The organism is Arachidicoccus ginsenosidivorans (assembly GCF_007971385.1).
Classification (GTDB): domain Bacteria; phylum Bacteroidota; class Bacteroidia; order Chitinophagales; family Chitinophagaceae; genus Arachidicoccus; species Arachidicoccus ginsenosidivorans.
The window spans coordinates 2,269,286-2,284,911 of sequence record NZ_CP042434.1 but is presented as its reverse complement, the minus strand read 5'-3'; the positions used below and the strand labels follow the sequence as shown (position 1 = coordinate 2,284,911).

Sequence of the window (15,626 nt, the reverse complement as noted above, 5' to 3'; positions counted from 1 at the left end):
TATAACAATGCTTCAATTGTTCTAATGTTTTCTAATAACCTCTGGTATTCACGCCTTCCATATAGTTCAAAAAGGCTTTATTAACCACACGGTTACCTCCAGGAGTGGGGTAATTACCGGTAAAATACCAATCACCTGTATTGGTGGGACAGCTGTCATGCAAATCTTCAATGGTTTGATAAATCACCTCCACCGGGACATTCACATCCTCAGGCGTAATCAGCTCGGCAATTTTTTCAGAAATCTCTTCAGGTGTAAAATCCGCATAAATGCCTTTTACTGCGTTTTGCGTATGCATCTGCCCCGTTTTTTGAAGTTCAAGGCATTTATTCAGTACATCCTGCAATACATGCTCCGTGCCTCTGTCTTTATGAAGGGCGAGAGCGGCCCTGAAGGCCACAAAATCACCCATTCGGCTCATATCTATGCCGTAACAATCCGGATAACGAATCTGCGGAGCGGAAGATACAACAATGATCTTTTTTGGCTCCAGACGTGATAACATGCGAACAATACTCTCTTTCAGTGTTGTTCCCCGAACAATTGAGTCATCAATGACCACTAAAGTATCTTGATTTCTTTTGACCGTGCCGTACGTTATATCGTATACATGCTGTACCATTTCATTGCGGCCGGCATCGGCCGTAATGAAAGTGCGCATTTTCACATCTTTAATGGCGATTTTTTCCTGACGGATTTTACGGTTGACCATTTCTTCCAGTTTTGCCTGGTCAAAATCCCCGTTCCAGCTCATAATCCGCTGTACTTTAATCGTATTCAGGTAATCCTCCATTCCTTTGACCAGGCCGTAAAAGGCAACTTCAGCCGTATTAGGAATGTAAGAGAATATCGTATTTTTAAGGTCTGCATCAATCAGATCCAGTATCCTTTTGCTTAAATGGTACCCCAATGCAATCCTTTCCCTGTAGATCTTCTCATCGCCGCCCCTGCTAAAATAAATCCTTTCAAAGCTACAGGCTCTGCGCTCTTTGGGTTCCAGGATTTTTTCAATTTGGTGATTCCCCTTTTCATCTACGATAAGGGCCATACCTGGCATTAATTCCTTCACCGCATTTTCGCCTACATTAAATGTCGTTCTAATAGAGGCTCTTTCACTGGCAGCCACCACAACTTCATCATCTGCATAATAATAAGCTGGCCGGATACCATGTTCATCACGCATCACAAAACTCTTACCATTACCGATAAGTCCACTAACGGTATAGCCGCCATCAAACAAACTGGTGGCTTGCCTTAGGATATGGGCGACATCAATATTATTATTTGTTTCTTCTGCCTCTTTTACCAAAAAATGATGTACGACTTCCATCATGGCCGCCAGATCACTTTGTTTTTGGAAATTACCCGGCTGCATACCAATGAATTCAAACAACTCTTTGGTATTCACCAGGTTAAAATTACCTGCCATCGCCATATTGGTGGCTTTGTTCAGACTGCGCTTGATAAAGGGATGGCAGAACTCAACATCATTTTTACCCTGTGTTCCATAACGTAAGTGTCCTAATAAAAGTTCACCAAGCATAGGCACGTGGCCTTTCATGATTTCTGGCTGAGACTGTATTTCAGGGAGATATTTTTCTAAATCGCCAATCTGGTCGCCAATCTGAGAAAATATATCAGATATCGGCTGTCTGGCATTGCTTCGTACGCGGTGCAGAAATTCATAGCCGTTTTCCACCTCCAGTTTTACGGTGGCGACCCCTGCGCCATCCTGTCCACGGTTGTGTTGCTTCTCCATCAATAAGTATAACTTATTGAGGCCGTAGGATACAGTTCCGTATTTCTCTAAATAAAAGGAAAGTGGCTTTTTCAAACGGATATAAGCCAATCCGCATTCGTGTTTTATTGCGTCACTCATTGGATAGAAATAGAAAGTGCAAAGTTAAGCTAAGTATTTTTCTTAAAAAAGAAATTGGGTCCGCCAGTGGGCGGACCCAATCAAAATCCAATATTTTACCGTTTTATTGATAATAAGAAAACAATGCTTCGGACTGAATAACAGGCACTTACCAGCATATACCCTTTTATCATTCCAAACTGCGAAAGTCCTTATTAACAATTATAAGACCCATAAAAAGTCACCCTCGACGTCCATTTATAATAATATACTTTCCATCAATAACCACTGATCGAGTTTTATTCATGGATCTTTTCAGCCAGCCAGATGAATTCAGCCACAAAGGTATCTATCCTTGATTGGAAGGTCTCCGCCAGTAACTTTCCAGATGCATCGAACTTTTTATCGACCTCTCCAATCGCCAACATCTGTGCACAAGGCACCCCAAATAAGGCCAAAACAAAATGTTGCAAATCGCGTGCAGCTCTTATGCCACCTAAAGCGCCATTGGAGGCGGCCACCAAACCAAAGGGTTTGTGCAACTGCTTGGGAAAATGGCCAAACCAGTTGGTAAGTGCCGGTGCAATGGTTCCATTATATTCCGGGGTAACCAGTATAAATGCGTCTGCCTGAAACATCCGTTCAGCCAGCGGTTGGATTTCAACTGGAGCCTGAGCGGGAGTAGAATAAACCTTGTCAATAAAAGGCATCGGAAATTCCTTTAAATCTATCAGGCCGATATTATGCGTCGAGGCTACTTCTTTTAAGTGCGCCTGGAGGTATTTAGCAGCTCTAAGTGTTATACTTTGCTGACGGGCACTTCCAGAAACAATTTCTATATTCATTTACTTTATTTTACTGCTCACTTATGCTTAAGATCAGGTGCTTTGACCCGGTTATAAGGTGCAAAGTTACATATAGTTCTGCGTTAATCATAACCGTTCACTATGCAAAAACCGAAGCACACTCGAAATTACAGGGTAATAACCTAGTGTCGATACGCCAGCGCTTCTTTCAGAATTGCCCTAAAACCCTGGACACTATGGCAACAAGAGCCATGAAGGATAAACGAGGGTAAAGGTTGTAAAGCCTGTTGGCTTTTTTAACCGTTGATTTGTCCAGCCATTGAAAACTTTTCAGAAAATAGCTTGGAATAAAGGAAAAATATTGGAATTTTGCCCTTACAAAACTTACAACCATTATTTAGGAAAGGAAATTTTTCTGTAAGTCCCTTAGGTTAGTTTTAAAAAAAAATTATCTTTAGCCCTATGTTTGAATGAAATTGGTATACAAACAGGCATTAATCGCTAATGAATCTAATCATTAAACAAATTTTTAAACGACTCTAATTAAACAAAATCGGATGAAATTAACGCTTGGCTTTAGCCCTTGTCCAAATGATACCTTTATTTTTGAGGCATTGGTTAATCAGAAATTTGATGTGGAAGGTTTTGAGTTTGACGTTCATCTGGAAGATGTGCAAACCCTGAACCAGTGGGCAATGGAAGGAAAACTGGATGTAACAAAGGTCAGCTATGGCGTGCTCCCCTTTATCAATAAGGATTATTTCGTAATGTCCAGTGGAGGAGCTATTGGTAACGGATGCGGACCGCTGCTTATCAGCAAAGGCCCCATCACCGAGGAGCAAATTAATAATAGCACCATCGCTATCCCTGGTGAAAACACCACGGCTCATTTACTTTTCTCTTTGGCTTACCCTAACGCTAAAAACAAAGTATTCAAGGTTTTCAATGAAATCGAACCTTTCGTGCTGGAAGGAAACGGTTTGGGTGTCATTATTCATGAAAACCGTTTCACCTATGAAGAAAAAGGACTACATAAAGTCGTGGATCTGGGTGATTATTGGGAACAAAAAACCGGCTCTCCCATCCCACTGGGTGGCATCGTTGGGAAACGTACCCTGCCGCTTCCCGTATTAAAAAAATTAGACAGCTTGATTCGTCACAGTATTGAATATGCTTACGTCAATAAATATAAGGACGAACTCCCTGAATACGTAAAGAGCCATGCCCAGGAAATGAGTGAAGACGTTATGCTGCAACATATCAACTTATATGTCAATAGCTTCAGTTTTAAATTGGGCAAAACCGGTAGAGACGCCGTCAGAAACCTGATGAAAGTCTACAAAGAGCTCCATCCAACATCCAATATCGGTGATCTGGAAATCTTTGCGACCAAAGTATATTAAAGATTTACGTAAAAACCCTTCTTGCCCATGCAGATTTGTGAACTGATCAAGACTTTAGAACAGGTAGCACCGCCTGCCTATCAGGAGTCTTATGATAATGCCGGTTTAATTACCGGCAACGCTGCATGGGCATGCACAGGGGTGCTGTTAGCCCTTGACTGTGTGGAAGCCACGATTGAGGAAGCAATTGAAAAAAAATGCAACCTGATCGTTGCACACCACCCGATCTTATTTAAAGGCACCAAACAGTTAACCGGCAGTGATTATATACAAAGAACCCTGATTAAGGCCATCAAGGCAGATATTGCCATTTACGCCATCCATACCAATTTGGATAATGTCGCCAGTGGTGTCAGTAAGAAAATGGCGGATCTTCTGCAGCTTAAAAACACCAGGATACTTGCACCAAAATCAGGGCTGCTCAGCAGTTTGGTTACTTTTTGTCCTACATCAGAGGCCACAAAAGTGCGTGCCGCACTTTTTTCTGCTGGCGCTGGCAGTATTGGAAATTATAAAGAATGTGCCTTTTCAGTAAACGGTACCGGAACTTTTTTGGCGCAGGAGGGCGCAAATCCCGCTATTGGTAATATAGGACATGCAGAAAATGTCACGGAAGAACGCATAGAGCTTATTTTTCCCTGTCATTTGCAAGGCAAGGTTATTCAGGCACTTATACAAGCACACCCTTATGAAGCGGTGGCATATTACATCCATCCGCTAGCCAATCCCATTTTTGAGGTCGGCAGCGGCATGATCGGAGATTTACCCACGCCTATTGATTATCAGGCCCTTTTTAGGATTATCCAGGAAGTTTTCAAGGTAAAAGTTATCCGGCATACCAGGCTTTTAGATAAAAAAGTGCAAAAAGTTGCCCTTTGTGGCGGTGCAGGCAGCTTTCTTACAAAAACGGCCATCGCTCAAGGCGCCGATGTTTATATTACCGCAGACGTTAAGTATCATGAGTTTTTCGATGCAGACAACCAAATTGTCCTGGCAGATATCGGGCATTTTGAGAGCGAACAGTATACCGTAGAATTATTATTTGACATTTTGGCGCAAAAATTTCCTACCTTTGCCATCTTAAAATCGGCGTATTGTTCAAATCCGGTTTTGTATTATATTTAAAAAGCTGAAATAAATATGGCTATCGTTAAAGACTTCTCCGTTGAAGAAAAATTAGTTGAGCTGGCCCGGTTGCAAAAACTGGACAGCAAATTGGATCAGATCCAGATTCTGAAGGGAGAGCTTCCTATGGAAGTAAGTGACCTTGAAGATGAACTGGCAGGGCTCAACAATAGAAAAAACAGGGTAGAAGAGGAGATCAATGGTATCTCTGAATATATCGAGCAGAAAAAGGCAATTATAAAAGACTCAGAAGCACTGGTTATTAAATACGAAAAGCAAAGCGAAAACGTAAAGAATAACCGTGAATTTGAAGCCATTAACAAGGAAATCGAACTTCAACAACTGGAAGGAAAACTGGCTGAAAAGCATATTCGTGACGCCAACGTGGAACTGACCCAAAAAATTGAAGCACTTGAAGAGGTAAAAAGAAGAATTGAAGGGAAGGACGCGGTGCTCAAAACGAAAAAGGAAGAATTAGGCAAGATTATCGCAGAAACAGAAAAAGAAGAAAAAGCCTACGAAGCTAAAATCGATAAAGCTAGAACTGATATCGAAGATAGACTGCTTTATTCTTACGATCGTATTCGCAAAAACTTCCGCAATGGCCTGGCCGTTGTCCCAGTTGAAAGAGATGCCTGCGGTGGTTGCTTTAATGCGATCCCCCCACAGAAACAAAGCGAAATCCGTCAACGTAAGAAAGTGCTGGTTTGCGAAAACTGTGGCCGGATCCTGATTGACGAAGAGCTGTCCGAGTCTATTAATATCGACTAAATCTGATATTTAAAAAGCAGGGGTGAATCATTCATTTATTGAAATTTAGCTCACCTACATTGCAGATAAAACTAAAAACCCGCTTCAAATTGTTTGAAGCGGGTTTTTAGTTTTATCTGTATTTTTCTAATTGCGTCGCGTATGTTATTAATTCACTTTCGCTTTTTAGACGCCGCTTTTGATCTAAAATAGGGCGCGTAAGTAGTTTTAAGTGTTTACATTTAGTTTTAAGTTTAAATCGCACCCTGCTCGGCTCCGGCGGCTAACCATTCTTTGATGCCATTTGTCGTGATGGATTTGGGTCTTTCTAGTGGGAAACCCAAAGCTCTGGACCAGCACATATTGGCCATAACGCCTAATGCACGGGATACGCCAAACAAAACAGTATAGAATTCGTATTCTTTCATGCCAAAATGGACAAGTAAGGCACCGCTATGTGCATCCACATTTGGCCAGGGATTCTTAATTTTCCCGGTAGCCCCAAGTACATCCGGCACCGCTTCGAAGATATTCCATACAGTCTGCACCATATGATCATCCGGCATATATTCTTTGCCAAACTCCATCTGCGCCAAAAACCTTGGATCAGTACGGCGCAGCACTCCATGCCCATAGCCCGGTACCACTTTGCCGGCCGCCAGCGTATCTTTTGTATATTGTACAATCTGTTCTTTTGTAGGCAGATCGGTTCCTAGTTTTTCCTGCATTTCAAAGATCCACTTAACAACTTCCTGATTTGCCAGGCCATGCAAAGGACCCGCCAGGCCATTCATACCGGCGGCAAAACTTAAGTAAGGATCGCTTAAGGCAGAACCGACCAGATGCACCGTGTGTGCGGATACATTTCCGCCTTCATGGTCTGCATGAATGGTCAGATAAAGGCGCATAAGTTTTAAGAAATCCGGATCGCTATATCCCAGCATCTGCGCAAAGTTGGCTGCCCAGTCCAGGGATTTATCGCTATTTAATGGCGCACCGTTTCTGTATTTTCTATTGTAAACATAAGCCGCTATATAAGGCACTTTTGCGATCAGATCGACTGCATCTTCAAATATCGGATCCCAGTACTCTTTTTTGTTAATCCCTGCACCGTACGCTTTTGCAAATTTGCTTTCTGTCTGAAGCGCCATAATCCCGGTCACAAACTGGGTCATGGGGTGGGCGTGCATGGGTAAGGCATCAATGGTTTTATACACATGTTCCGGTATCTCACTACGGCTGGCCAGTTGTTCAGAAATTACTTTGACATCCTCCTGAGTAGGCAATTCACCAATCAACATCAGATAAAAAAGCCCTTCCGGCAAAGGTTCGCTACCTTGATCCGCTTTGGGTAACTTTTCACGGAGCTCAGGAATCGTATAACCTCTGAATTTTATTCCTTCCAACGGATCCAGTAAACTTACTTCACTTACAATACTGGTAATCCCTCTCATGCCCTGATATAACTGAGAAACGGTCACCATTTCAACAGGTGTTTGTCCGTTTGTTTTCAATAGGTCTTTTATCTCTGCTGCAGCTTGCTCCGCTTTGGCGTAGAATTTCTTTTTAATCTCAATCATCTTGTCATTTTTTCCATCAAATTCCTTGCTTTTTATGTTTATGATGCCTGAATAGCACATATTAAACATTTAGCAAATCTGTATAATTTCTTAAGTCTGGCCCCATTTTAAGAGCGCTCTGCACAAATATTAATGCAATTCAGGGGTAAAGACCCCTGAATTGCATTAAGCTGCGTAAAGATACTTATTAATAGCCCAAAATTCTAACAAATGTTCCAAAGTTCTCATAATAATTTACTATTTGGGCGCCTTGCGGTACAAATAAACCGCGACCAGTATAAATACCATATTTGGTATCCAGGCGGCCAGCCAGGGTGTAAAATTGCCCTTAGTCGAGAAAATGGTGGAAAACCGGTCCATCACAATAAATGTGGCAGCCAGTACAAAACCAAGTGCGAGATGCGCGCCACTTCCGCCGCGAACTTTTCTGCTGGACAGTATTACACCGATCATGGTCAGAATCAGGACGGAAAATGGCGTCGTAAAGCGCCTCCAGAATTCTATTTTAAAGGTGTTGATATCTTCCCCACCCTTTAATTCCTCTTGTTTGATATAATGGACCAGCTCCGGGGTCGTCATTTTTACATCTGCATATTCATCATCTTGAAGGTCATTGGGGTTGAAGTTGAAATTCATCTTCTTTTCTGGTTCCGACTTTACCTTTTCATTCATTCCGTTTATCGTTCTCTCCACCACCTGGCTCAATGACCAGTGCGGACCACCGGCCGTATCCCAGCGAATGGTACTGGCCCGCAAATTATAGACTAATTCATTGTTTTTGATCCGGTTCATGAAAAAGGGGCCGCCGCTCTTGGTCTGCGCATTGAAATTGCGGATGCCAGCATAGGAAAAAGAATCCAGCTTAAAATAAAGCAGCGGATCTTTTTTGGTCAGCTTGGAATAATTAGAGTTGCCATGCACATAAACATCCTCAAAATAAGTTCTTTTGACTTCTGCTTTGGGCACGACAAAGGATGCAGCATAGCCTAGCAATATAGACAAAGCAATCCCTGTAATCAAATAGGGTCTTAAAAACCGCCTAAAACTGGTGCCGCTGGCCAGTATTGCAACGATTTCACTGCGGCCGGCCATTTTTGACGTAAAAAAAATAACGGCAATAAACACAAAAAGCGGGAAAAGCAGCGCGATAATATGTGGGATAAACGAGAAATAGTAATCCGTAATGATCTTATATAAAGACCATCCGCTTTGCACAAAATTGTCCGTTTTCTCACCCACATCGATTACCACAGAGATAATGGTAAACAAAAAGATAGAGAAGAAAAAGGTCTTCAAAAATTTGCTTATGATATACCAGTCAATTTTCTTCATATTGAGTGGCTACAAAGTAAAAACAATTTAGGCAGTTCCATTACATTTTTAAAGAATATTGGCTACCAATACTCCTTTTCCCGTTTGCGGCTCCATTTCCACTCCACTTACCCGCTCTGGAACGTTACTTGCACCATATACGGATAAGACTACAGGTATTTCCCTGCCGGCTCACCATAAAAACTTATTATTATGTGGTTGTTAGGTATAGCCGCCATTATCATTGCGGCTGCAGTAATCATCAATTTTCTGGTTAAATGGTTGAATAAGAGAAGAAAAAAAAGCCTTTTGACTGATAAAAAAGAAATGGAGCACGATAGAGCCCTTGAAACGCAATATGAACAAGAACAAAAAGCAAAGCACCACCAATAAGGTATCCTACGCCCCAAATTGAGGTAAACAGACCTTTTCAGACCGAACATTTGCAGCTACAAAATAAAGCGTTTTAGGGCGCATTGGATTTTATAGGAAGAAAAACGGGCTTCTGGACTGGCAAAACCATTTTAACTTAAACAACCAGTCCGCTAAAAATCAAGCGAGCAATTCACCCACTCACTGTCCAGTCTGGCGCCGTATTTTTTATAGAATTCCAGCGCCGGCTCGTTCCAATCGAGTGCCTGCCAGACCATGCCCCTAAACCCTTGCTTTTTTGCGATAATCAGCAAGGCGTCAAATAATTGCTTTCCAAGCCCCCGGCCCCTGTATTTTTCGCTCACAATCAGATCCTCCAGATAAAGGCGCTGCCCTTTCCAGGTAGAATAACGAATATAGTAAAGCGCTAAACCAATCAGCTTACCGCTATTAGTATCCTCTGCCACCAATGCCCACCAAACTGGATGGTCCCCAAATCCGCTATCTTCAAAATGGGACAGCTCAACACTTACTTCTTCTGGCGCCTTTTCAAAAAGTGCCAGTTCCCGAATCAGCTCCATCATCTGAACACAATCTGTTTTAACGGCCTCCCGGATTATTTGTGCCATATCTCTGCTTAAATTATGATTTTTTTGAATGCCTTGCTTAATGCGCTTAAAAGTACTAAATCTGTCTTATAATGGAAGGTTTACAAGTATAAACTGGCAGTGTCCATAACTTTAACGCCAGAAACCTACGCTTTTTAACCCATCCCTGCCCCTTGTTTACCCAAAAAATCCGATTATCTTTGTCAAAATTTTTAGAGATGGTTTATCTTACGCGTCTGGAACATTTTAATGCAGCGCATAAACTCTATAATCCCAATTGGACAAAGGCGCACAATGAAGCTGTATTCGGCCTCTGTGCCAACGAAAATTGGCATGGGCATAACTTCGAGCTCTTTGTAACCGTTAAAGGAAATCCAGATCCGGATACTGGTTTCTTAATGGATGTAAAAGTCCTCAGCCAAATTGTCAATGACCGGGTCATTGAAGCGCTGGACCATAAAAACCTGAATATTGAGGTGCCCTTTTTACAGGGTAAAATGTGTACAACGGAAAACCTGGCCATGGCCATCTGGGATCAGATAGTCCCTCATCTACCGGATAAGGTACACTTACACTGCATCAAATTATACGAGACGCCTCGTATTTATGTAGAATATTTTGGAGAATAGTCGTAAAAAGATAAACACATAAAAAGCACACTATGGGACAGGAAAAAGTGGCTGTATTCAGAAAGGCTCATTTTAATGCTGCACACCGGTTACACGTAGAGAGTTGGGATGAACAGCATAATAATGAGGTGTTTGGCAAATGTAATAATCCACATTTTCACGGGCACAACTATGAGCTAATCGTGAAAGTGACCGGTCCTGTGGACCCGGTCACTGGTTTTGTCGTGGACTTAAAATTGTTAAACGATGTTATTCAAGCTGAAATCATTCAGCGCTTTGACCATAAAAATCTCAATTTAGATACACAGGAATTTAAAAACCTGATCCCAACGGCAGAAAACATTGCCATTGTCATTTATCAAATTCTACGTCAAAAACTAGATCTGGCTCTTGAGCTTCAGATACGCCTCTATGAAACGGAGCGCAATTTTGTGGAGTTCCCGGTGGCCTGATTATATTTGTAAAATCATCATTTTAGCTAACACGAACCATATGGCATATACAAAACAAGAATCATACGACCAGGACGTTACAGACGCACTGGCTAGTCATTACAAATCCGCATTAAGCCTCCTTGGCGAGGATCCAGAAAGAGAAGGACTTTTAAAAACACCAGACCGTCTGGCTAAAGCCATGCAATACCTGACACAAGGTTATCAAATGGATGCAGTTGAAATTCTGAACTCTGCTAAATTTCACGAACCCATCAGTGAAATGGTCATTGTAAAAGACATTGAACTTTATAGTCTTTGTGAACACCACTTGCTGCCCTTTATCGGTAAAGCGCACGTGGCCTATATCCCTAACGGGTGGATTACCGGCCTAAGTAAGGTGGCCAGAGTGGTGGATGTTTTTTCACACCGCTTGCAGGTGCAGGAAAGACTTACCGTCCAGATTTTAGAAGCGATCAAAGAAGCGCTTAACCCTCTTGGGGTAGCTGTCGTTATCGAAGCCAAACATCTTTGCATGATGATGCGAGGCGTTGCCAAACAAAATTCCTATACGACAACCTCCTCCTTTGACGGAGAATTTGAAAATGACAGAACAAGAAGTGAGTTCATGAAACTCATTTCCGCCAATCTGCATTAATCTTACTAAAAGCGACAACCATAAATATTAAATAATTCATTTTAGAAAGGTGGGCGGCTTTTATATGTAAGAAGCCTATTCCAACAAGCTTAACAAGCAGCTCACTTTTGATTTTACGATTAAAAATACTCCAATGAAACACGCATTTGTATTTCCGGGACAGGGTGCCCAATTTAGTGGAATGGGCAAATTACTCTATGAGCAAAATGACAAAGCAAGGGGTTATTTTGAACAGGCCAACGGTATCCTTGGATTTAGGATCACGGACATTATGTTCAGTGGCTCCCCGGAAGAACTCAAAGAAACTAAAGTAACACAGCCGGCAGTATTTTTACATTCTGTCATTGCGTACAAAACCCTGGAAAATCCAAAACCAGATATGGTCGCCGGCCATTCGCTTGGGGAATTCTCCGCACTGGTGGCAAATGGCGTCCTGAGCTTTGAGGATGGCCTCAAATTAGTCAGTATCCGTGCCCAGGCCATGCAAAAGGCCTGTGAGATCAACCCTTCCACTATGGCCGCCATATTAGCGTTGCCTGATGAAAAAGTAGAAGAAATTTGCAAGCAAATTGAACAAGAATCCGGCGAAGTCGTTGTTCCGGCCAACTATAACTGTCCGGGGCAACTCGTGATTAGCGGCTCTCTTAAAGGCATTGACCTGGCCTGTGAAGCCCTTAAGCAAGCCGGTGCCAAAAGAGCCCTTGTACTGCCCGTCGGTGGCGCTTTCCATTCTCCGCTAATGGAGCCTGCCAGGGAAGAGCTGGCAGCCGCCATAGAAGCTACCAGCTTCCACCGTCCCTCTGCCCCCGTCTATCAGAACATTACCGCTGCAGCAGTCACCGACCCACAAGCAATCAAGGCCAATTTGATTGCGCAATTAACTGGTGCTGTTAAATGGACCCAGACTATCCAGCAAATGGTAGCAGATGGTGCCACTAATTTTACGGAATGCGGGCCCGGTAAAGTTTTACAGGGTCTCATTGGTAAAATCAGCAGAGAAGCCACGACTGACGGAATTCAGTAATCCGGCAAATATTTTATTAATATAAAGTTTGGGTTCTTTTGTCGTCAGCACTGAGGACAAAAGAACCCAAACTTTATTATATGCGACTATTGAATAGCAGCTAGGATTCATACATTTCCATTCTGAGCCGCATTTCTTCCACATCCAACTCTCTTTCGATCTTTTTTAAAATAGATTCACTGGCAGAACCACTCAAATGCATTTGTTGCACAGATTCCCTTTCTACCTCCAGTAAATCCAACTGAACTTTTGTGTATTGATTGAAAACCTGACTTGTCAGGGTCTTTCCCTGACCGAAGTAATTGGAAGGCAGTGCCGTTTTTTGTAGCCGGTTATATTTTACCTCATATTTACTTTTGAGATTACTTAATATCTCATCTGGCAGCAGAGAATAAGACTCCTCAATTTTATTTATGGCACTCGCCACAATCTTTGTTCTGACTTCATATTCTTGAGCTACCACCGAATAAGGCTCCAGCTTCATTAATCTGATCAGCCAGGGCAGCGTAAGGCCCAAGAGCACCAGTGTCGTTAGTATCACACAAAAAGTAAGGAAAATGAGTAAATTTCTGTGTGGAAACAGCTGGCTGCCCGCAAAACTAAGCGGTAGTGCCATTGCCGCAGCCATTGAGACAATTCCACGCATCCCGGACCAGCCAAATACAATCAGATTCTTCCTTTCATATCCACGGTCTCCATAAATACTGCGTCCCACCCTATCCGGCCAGATCATAGAAGGCAGGATCCATACAAATCGGATAAGGATTACCAGGACACTGATGGATATACCATACAAAATCAGACTTGTTTTGCTATAGGCACCTAACCCATCAGAAACTGTTCTGAGTTGAAGCCCAATCAAAATAAAAATCATCCCATTGAGCACAAACATGGCCACTTCCCAGATAGCGTCTGTCATAATTCTGCCCTCATGTGAGAATAATTTATTGGATCTGAAAGAGAGATATAGCCCGGTCGTCACCACGGCAAGGACGCCTGAAGCCTGAAAATGCTCCGCGATCAGATAAGAAGTATAAGGCGTCAAAAAAGTAAGCGTTACGTCTACCACAGCGTCACAGCTGAACTTCTCATGGATAATCCGCATAATAAAAGCCACGGCCAGACCAACGGCTATACCCACGGCTGCAACATAAATAAAATTAAGTCCGGCCTGCCACCAGGCAAACCCGGCCGTGGTGATGGCCGCCAGCGCATACCGATAGGCGATTAGCGCACTGGCATCATTAATCAGACTCTCCCCCTCCAAAATGGTTAACAGGCCCGGATGCAGCCCCAATCCTTTGGTAACGGCCGTGGCAGAGACCACGTCCGGCGGAGAAATAATCGCACCCAGTAAAAAAGCAACCGGCCAGCCAAAGGAAGGAATCAGATAATGGGCCACAATGGCTACCGCCACGGTGGTAAATAGCACCAGGCCGATCGCCGCCAGGCTGATCGGCCGGATGGCCGTCCTAAAATCATGCCAGCTGGTATTCCAGGCAGCCTGATAGAGTAAAGGGGGCAAAAACAGAAAAAAGATTACATCGGGAGAAATCTTAAGGGTCGGCAATCCCGGTATTAAAGAAATCAATATCCCGAATAACACCAGTACGATCGGAAAGGGAAAATTGAACCTTTTGCTGAGCAACCATAAAAAGGCAATGACAAAAAGTAAAATAATGATCACAGAGATATTTTCCATTAGTTAAAATTACAGCATTCCAAAAAATCACCGCTCAAAAATCTGTCTTTATTGTCCATGTTGTCCATGATTTTTATAAGACTCCGCAAAATCCCTAAAAACAGAATTCTTAAGTTTATCTTCGCGCCATGGCGACATTGCAATACAAGCTAGAAAAAAACGACAGTCAGTCCCGTGCTAGGGCTGGCATTATCACAACTGATCACGGGCAGATCACCACCCCTATATTTATGCCCGTGGGTACCGTTGGTAGCGTAAAAGCCGTCAACCAAGGTCAACTGGAAGACATCGTCAAAGCCCAAATAATTTTGGGCAATACCTATCATTTGTACCTAAGGCCCGGAACTGAGATCTTAGAAAAAGCAGGAGGGCTACATAAATTTAATGGCTGGAACCATCCAATTTTGACGGATAGCGGTGGTTATCAGGTATTTTCTCTGGCCGGCACGCGTAAAATTAAGGAAGAGGGCGTACTGTTTCAGTCCCATATTGATGGTAGTCGCCACCTTTTTTCTCCTGAAAAGTAATGGATATCCAGCGCAGTATCGGCGCTGATATTATTATGGCTTTTGATGAATGCCCCCTGCGGGTTGTGAATATTCCTATGCACTTAAAAGTATGGAATTAACACATAGATGGCTGGACCGGTGCTTTACCCGCCTGGCGGAAACACCAGATAAATATGGTTATACACAAAACCTATTTCCGATTGTGCAGGGAAGTACTTTTAAGGACCTTAGAACAGCCTCTGCCGAGTACATCGCATCCAAGCAGGCGCCAGGCAATGCCATTGGCGGTCTCTCCGTAGGAGAACCCGAAGAGGAATTATACCGGTTTACAGAACTCTGCTGTAATATCTTACCAACAGACAAACCTCGTTACCTGATGGGCGTCGGTACACCTTGGAATATCCTGGAGGCCATCTCCCTTGGCGTAGACATGTTTGACTGCGTCATGCCTACCAGAAATGGGCGTAACGGCATGCTTTTCACGGCAAATGGTGTGATTAATATTAAAAATAAAAAATGGGCTGATGATTTTTCGCCTATTGATGACGCATTTCCCTGCCAAACAAGCAATTATTACAGCCGGGCTTACCTCAGGCATTTGTTTGTCGCCAAAGAACTCCTGGCTGGCCAACTGGCCAGTCTGCATAACCTGGCCTTCTATCTATGGCTGGTAGGTCAGGCCAGAGATCATATCCTGCAAGGCGACTTTGACAGCTGGAAGCGACAAATGATTCCAAGACTAAAAACAAGATTATAGCAGAAAAAATCAAAAAAATCAGGGCTCCGGGCCCTGATTTTTAGTTGATAATCCTTGGCAAAACGACCTGCTCGCCTGTTAAAAGCCCAATCCTACCGAAAAG

General features: G+C 42.9%; 16 protein-coding genes. 10 read left to right on the top strand and 6 right to left on the bottom strand.

All coding sequences use genetic code 11. From position 1 onward, the window contains the following. Positions 1 to 31: 31 nt before the first annotated feature. The gene (locus FSB73_RS09190) at positions 32 to 1,879 is read right to left on the bottom strand and encodes an amidophosphoribosyltransferase (protein ID WP_146781193.1); all 1,848 of its coding nucleotides are present in this window, start codon (positions 1,877 to 1,879) and stop codon (positions 32 to 34) included. Positions 1,880 to 2,157: 278 nt separating this feature from the next. Then, positions 2,158 to 2,703, bottom strand: coding sequence for an NADPH-dependent FMN reductase (locus FSB73_RS09185; protein WP_146781192.1), 546 nt, complete (start codon positions 2,701 to 2,703; stop codon positions 2,158 to 2,160). A 518-nt stretch (positions 2,704 to 3,221) separates the two neighbouring features. On the opposite strand from FSB73_RS09185, the gene FSB73_RS09180 reads away from it, so the two are divergent. From FSB73_RS09180 to FSB73_RS09170, 3 genes are read left to right on the top strand one after another with little or no spacing between them, the layout of a single operon-like run. Beyond that, on the top strand, positions 3,222 to 4,067 hold the full coding sequence (locus tag FSB73_RS09180; RefSeq protein ID WP_146781190.1) for a 1,4-dihydroxy-6-naphthoate synthase: 846 nt from the start codon (positions 3,222 to 3,224) through the stop codon (positions 4,065 to 4,067). A gap of 27 nt (positions 4,068 to 4,094) precedes the next feature. Continuing rightward, positions 4,095 to 5,192 (top strand): Nif3-like dinuclear metal center hexameric protein, encoded by a 1,098-nt coding sequence (locus tag FSB73_RS09175; RefSeq protein WP_146781189.1) that lies wholly within the window; start codon positions 4,095 to 4,097, stop codon positions 5,190 to 5,192. A 15-nt stretch (positions 5,193 to 5,207) separates the two neighbouring features. Further along, positions 5,208 to 5,963, top strand: coding sequence for a zinc ribbon domain-containing protein (locus FSB73_RS09170; protein ID WP_146781188.1), 756 nt, complete (start codon positions 5,208 to 5,210; stop codon positions 5,961 to 5,963). A 233-nt stretch (positions 5,964 to 6,196) separates the two neighbouring features. On the opposite strand, the gene FSB73_RS09165 is transcribed toward FSB73_RS09170, so the two are convergent. Beyond that, positions 6,197 to 7,582, bottom strand: a complete 1,386-nt coding sequence (locus FSB73_RS09165) for a citrate (Si)-synthase (RefSeq protein ID WP_225974654.1) — start codon at positions 7,580 to 7,582, stop codon at positions 6,197 to 6,199. A 177-nt stretch (positions 7,583 to 7,759) separates the two neighbouring features. Continuing rightward, positions 7,760 to 8,854 carry an LptF/LptG family permease gene (locus FSB73_RS09160; RefSeq protein WP_146781187.1) on the bottom strand — a complete coding sequence of 365 codons (1,095 nt, stop codon included), beginning with the start codon at positions 8,852 to 8,854 and terminating at the stop codon, positions 7,760 to 7,762. A 192-nt stretch (positions 8,855 to 9,046) separates the two neighbouring features. On the opposite strand from FSB73_RS09160, the gene FSB73_RS09155 reads away from it, so the two are divergent. Further along, positions 9,047 to 9,226, top strand: a complete 180-nt coding sequence (locus tag FSB73_RS09155; protein ID WP_146781186.1) for a hypothetical protein — start codon at positions 9,047 to 9,049, stop codon at positions 9,224 to 9,226. A gap of 152 nt (positions 9,227 to 9,378) precedes the next feature. On the opposite strand, the gene FSB73_RS09150 is transcribed toward FSB73_RS09155, so the two are convergent. Then, complete coding sequence (locus tag FSB73_RS09150; RefSeq protein ID WP_146781185.1) at positions 9,379 to 9,834, bottom strand: GNAT family N-acetyltransferase; 456 nt, start codon at positions 9,832 to 9,834, stop codon at positions 9,379 to 9,381. 197 nt (positions 9,835 to 10,031) lie between these two features. Between FSB73_RS09150 and FSB73_RS09145 the strand changes: the two genes are divergently transcribed. The 4 genes from FSB73_RS09145 (at position 10,032) to fabD (ending at position 12,555) form a co-directional block, all read left to right on the top strand. Further along, complete coding sequence (locus FSB73_RS09145; RefSeq protein ID WP_146781184.1) at positions 10,032 to 10,442, top strand: 6-pyruvoyl trahydropterin synthase family protein; 411 nt, start codon at positions 10,032 to 10,034, stop codon at positions 10,440 to 10,442. 32 nt (positions 10,443 to 10,474) lie between these two features. Further along, the gene (locus FSB73_RS09140; RefSeq protein ID WP_146781183.1) at positions 10,475 to 10,894 is read left to right on the top strand and encodes a 6-pyruvoyl trahydropterin synthase family protein; all 420 of its coding nucleotides are present in this window, start codon (positions 10,475 to 10,477) and stop codon (positions 10,892 to 10,894) included. A gap of 40 nt (positions 10,895 to 10,934) precedes the next feature. After that, entirely contained in the window at positions 10,935 to 11,531 is a 597-nt protein-coding gene (gene folE / locus FSB73_RS09135) for a GTP cyclohydrolase I FolE (protein ID WP_146781182.1), read from the top strand. Between the two features lie 133 nt (positions 11,532 to 11,664). Further along, the gene (fabD, locus tag FSB73_RS09130; RefSeq protein ID WP_146781181.1) at positions 11,665 to 12,555 is read left to right on the top strand and encodes an ACP S-malonyltransferase; all 891 of its coding nucleotides are present in this window, start codon (positions 11,665 to 11,667) and stop codon (positions 12,553 to 12,555) included. Between the two features lie 100 nt (positions 12,556 to 12,655). On the opposite strand, the gene FSB73_RS09125 is transcribed toward fabD, so the two are convergent. Next, a complete protein-coding gene (locus tag FSB73_RS09125; protein ID WP_146781180.1) occupies positions 12,656 to 14,257 on the bottom strand; it encodes a Na+/H+ antiporter in 1,602 nt (533 codons plus the stop codon). A 128-nt stretch (positions 14,258 to 14,385) separates the two neighbouring features. On the opposite strand from FSB73_RS09125, the gene FSB73_RS26565 reads away from it, so the two are divergent. Beyond that, a complete protein-coding gene (locus FSB73_RS26565) occupies positions 14,386 to 14,784 on the top strand; it encodes a tRNA-ribosyltransferase family protein (RefSeq protein ID WP_262712556.1) in 399 nt (132 codons plus the stop codon). Between the two features lie 91 nt (positions 14,785 to 14,875). Further along, positions 14,876 to 15,523, top strand: coding sequence for a tRNA guanosine(34) transglycosylase Tgt (locus tag FSB73_RS26560; RefSeq protein WP_262712554.1), 648 nt, complete (start codon positions 14,876 to 14,878; stop codon positions 15,521 to 15,523). Positions 15,524 to 15,626 lie beyond the last annotated feature (103 nt).

Coding starts and splice junctions, on each gene's coding strand:
- FSB73_RS09180 (WP_146781190.1), top strand. CDS start 3,222: ATGAAATTAACGCTTGGCTTTAGCCCTTGTCCAAATGATACCTTTATT.
- folE (WP_146781182.1), top strand. CDS start 10,935: ATGGCATATACAAAACAAGAATCATACGACCAGGACGTTACAGACGCA.
- FSB73_RS09160 (WP_146781187.1), bottom strand. CDS start 8,854: ATGAAGAAAATTGACTGGTATATCATAAGCAAATTTTTGAAGACCTTT.
- FSB73_RS09170 (WP_146781188.1), top strand. CDS start 5,208: ATGGCTATCGTTAAAGACTTCTCCGTTGAAGAAAAATTAGTTGAGCTG.
- FSB73_RS09155 (WP_146781186.1), top strand. CDS start 9,047: ATGTGGTTGTTAGGTATAGCCGCCATTATCATTGCGGCTGCAGTAATC.
- fabD (WP_146781181.1), top strand. CDS start 11,665: ATGAAACACGCATTTGTATTTCCGGGACAGGGTGCCCAATTTAGTGGA.
- FSB73_RS09140 (WP_146781183.1), top strand. CDS start 10,475: ATGGGACAGGAAAAAGTGGCTGTATTCAGAAAGGCTCATTTTAATGCT.
- FSB73_RS09150 (WP_146781185.1), bottom strand. CDS start 9,834: ATGGCACAAATAATCCGGGAGGCCGTTAAAACAGATTGTGTTCAGATG.
- FSB73_RS09145 (WP_146781184.1), top strand. CDS start 10,032: ATGGTTTATCTTACGCGTCTGGAACATTTTAATGCAGCGCATAAACTC.
- FSB73_RS09175 (WP_146781189.1), top strand. CDS start 4,095: ATGCAGATTTGTGAACTGATCAAGACTTTAGAACAGGTAGCACCGCCT.
- FSB73_RS09165 (WP_225974654.1), bottom strand. CDS start 7,582: ATGTGCTATTCAGGCATCATAAACATAAAAAGCAAGGAATTTGATGGA.
- FSB73_RS26560 (WP_262712554.1), top strand. CDS start 14,876: ATGGAATTAACACATAGATGGCTGGACCGGTGCTTTACCCGCCTGGCG.
- FSB73_RS09185 (WP_146781192.1), bottom strand. CDS start 2,703: ATGAATATAGAAATTGTTTCTGGAAGTGCCCGTCAGCAAAGTATAACA.
- FSB73_RS26565 (WP_262712556.1), top strand. CDS start 14,386: ATGGCGACATTGCAATACAAGCTAGAAAAAAACGACAGTCAGTCCCGT.
- FSB73_RS09125 (WP_146781180.1), bottom strand. CDS start 14,257: ATGGAAAATATCTCTGTGATCATTATTTTACTTTTTGTCATTGCCTTT.
- FSB73_RS09190 (WP_146781193.1), bottom strand. CDS start 1,879: ATGAGTGACGCAATAAAACACGAATGCGGATTGGCTTATATCCGTTTG.